At 72.8% G+C, this 3,078-nt stretch carries 1 protein-coding gene; it reads left to right on the forward strand.

The window, feature by feature from the left end; all coding sequences use genetic code 11:
- Positions 1 to 3,078: type I polyketide synthase (locus tag D471_RS39255; RefSeq protein ID WP_017602338.1), on the forward strand; the 3,078-nt coding region annotated here is incomplete at both ends.

Here is a 3,078-nt window from a genome sequence, read left to right on the forward strand (position 1 = left end):
GCACACCGCCGAACAACACGACCTGACAGCCCACACCACCGGCACCCTGCGACGCGACGACGACACCCCCACCCGCCTACTCACCTCCCTGGCCACCACCTGGACCCACGGCACCCCCCTGGACTGGACCCACCTCACCCCCGACGGCCACACCACCCCCCTGCCCACCTACCCCTTCCAACACCAACACCACTGGATCGAGCCGCACCGCGCCGCCCTGTCGAGCGCGACCGCCTCCGCCGACGGCACCGACGCACTTTCGTACCAGGTGACCTGGAAGCGGCTGCGGGACGAGGACGGACAGACCACCCGGCTGGACGGGCAGTGGCTGTTGGCGGTCCCGGAGGAACTCGCGGACTCACCCACCGCACAGGGCATCGCCCGCGAGCTGACCGAACGCGGCGCGACCGTGCGGGTGCTGCCCGTCGAGCCCGCCACGGACCGCTCCCGGCTGTGCGGGCGGCTGGCGGAGATCGCCGAGCGCACGGACAGCGGCCCCCTGAGCGGGATCGTCTCGCTCCTGGCCCTCGCCGAGGGCACCGACGCCGCGCACCCGGTACTCCCCACCGGTCTGGCGTCCTCCCTGGCCCTGATCCAGGCCGTGGGTGACGCCGGGGTCGAGGCCCGGCTGTGGGCGGTCACCCGCGGCGCGGTGGCGGTGGCTCCCAGTGAGGCCCCATCCGCCACGCAGGCCCAGTTGTGGGGCCTGGGCCAGGTCACCGGTATCGAACTTCCGCAGCGCTGGGGCGGTCTGATCGACCTGCCGGTCAACGCCGATGGACCCACGTTCCGGCGACTGGCGGCGACGATCGCGGACCGCGGGAACGAGGAGCAGGTGGCGGTCCGCCCCTCGGGCACCTACGGCCGCAGGCTGTCCCACGTCCTCGCCGGTGGCGGTGGCAGTGGCTGGCGCCCCCGGGGCACCGTGCTGGTAGTGGGCGACATCTCGACGGTCGCCGGTCCGCTGACGCGGCGGCTGCTCGATGACGGAGCCCAGCGCGTGGCGCTGTCGGGCCTGTCGGGTCCCCTACCGGAGGAACTCGCGGACGTCGCCGCGCGCGTGACCACGGTCCCGTGTGACCCACGCGACCAGGCGGCGTTGCGGACGATGCTCGACGAACTGTCCCCGACGGCGGTGATCGTGGCACCGCCCACGGCCCCGTTGGCGGGTCTGGCGGAGACCACACCCGAGGCGCTCGCCACCGCCCTGTCGGCCAGGACCGACCTGGTGACCAGGTTGGACCGGCTGGTGGCGGACACGGACCTGGACGCGTTCGTCGTCCTCTCCTCGGTGTCCGGGGTGTGGGGCGGCATCGGCCAGGGCGGTTACGCGGCCGGTACCGCCTACCTCGACGCGGTCGCGGAGTGCAGGCGTGCCCGCGGGCTGCCGGGCACGTCGGTCGCGTGGGCCCCGTGGTCCGGAACCCCCGCCGCGGAGGGGGCCATCGGCCAGCAGATGCGGCGTACCGGTCTGGCCCCGCTCGAGCCTGCGTCGGCCTTGGACGCGCTGAGCCGTACCGTGCGGCGCGGTGCGGGCCGGGTGGCCGTCGCCGACGTCGACTGGGAACGGTTCGCCCCCGCCTACACCGCCGCCCGCGCCACCCCGCTGCTCGACGAGCTGCCCGAGGTACGGGCGATGCGCGCCGCACAAGCGGAGGAGGGACGGACCGGGAAGTCAGCCGACGAGGGCTCCTCCCTGGCGCGTTCGCTCCGAGGCAAGCCCGAGGACGCGCGGTTGGCGATGGTGTCGCGGCTGGTGCGGTCGCACGTGGCGGCGGTGCTCGGCCTCTCCTCTCCGGAGGAGGTGGACGTGCGGCGCCCGTTCAAGAACCTGGGCTTCAACTCGGTGACGGCGGTGGAGCTGCGGAACCGGTTGAAGGAGGCCACCGGCCTGGACCTGGTGTCGTCCCTGGTCTTCGACCACCCCGATCCCACGGCCCTGGCACGGCACCTGCTCGACCTGGCGCTCGACACGGAGGAGGACTCGGCCGGGGCGGAGGCGTTCGGGCTGGTCCCCGCGCAGGACGGGGAGCCGATCGCGATCGTGTCGATGGCGTGCCGTTTCCCCGGAGACGTGAACACCCCCGAGGAGCTGTGGCAGCTGCTCATGGACGGGGTGGACGCGATCGGTCCGTTCCCGGCGAATCGGGGATGGGACCTGGCGAGCCTGTACGACCCCGATCCGGAGGCGGGCGGCCGCACCTACGTGCGCGAGGGCGGGTTCCTCCAGCAGGCGCCCGACTTCGACCCGTCCTTCTTCGGGATCTCGCCGCGTGAGGCCCTGGCCATGGACCCCCAGCAACGACTGCTGCTGGAGACCTCCTGGGAGGCTTTCGAGCGCGCCGGTATCGACTCGGCGAAGCTGCGCGGCGACCGCACCGGCGTGTTCGTCGGGACCAACGGCCAGCACTACATGCAGCTGTTGCAGAGCGGTGAGGACAGCTTCGACGGCTACCTGGGGACGGGGAACTCAGCCAGCGTGATGTCGGGTCGGCTGTCGTACGTGTTCGGCTTCGAGGGGCCCGCCGTGACCGTGGACACGGCCTGCTCGGCGTCGCTGGTCGCCCTGCACCTGGCCGTGCAGGCGCTCCGCCGCGGCGAGTGCGGGATGGCCCTGGTCGGCGGGACCACGGTGATGTCCACGCCGGAGATGCTGGTGGAGTTCTCCCGGCAACGGGTGATGTCCCCCGACGGCCGCTCCAAGGCCTTCGCCGCGGCCGCGGACGGTGTGGCGCTCGGTGAGGGCGCCGGGATGCTGCTGGTCGAACGGCTCTCCGACGCCCGACGCAACGGGCATCCCGTCCTGGCCCTCATCCGAGGATCGGCCGTCAACCAGGACGGCGCCAGCAACGGCCTGACCGCACCCAACGGACCCGCCCAACAACGCGTCATCCGCCAAGCCCTGGCCAACGCCGGACTCCGACCCACCGACATCGACGCCGTCGAAGCACACGGCACCGGCACCCGCCTGGGCGACCCCATCGAAGCCCAAGCCCTCCTGGCCACCTACGGACACGACCGCGACCCCCAGCAACCCCTCTACCTCGGCTCCCTCAAATCCAACATCGGCCACACCCA

The sequence above is a fragment of the Nocardiopsis lucentensis DSM 44048 genome, from assembly GCF_000341125.1.
Lineage (GTDB): Bacteria > Actinomycetota > Actinomycetes > Streptosporangiales > Streptosporangiaceae > Nocardiopsis > Nocardiopsis lucentensis.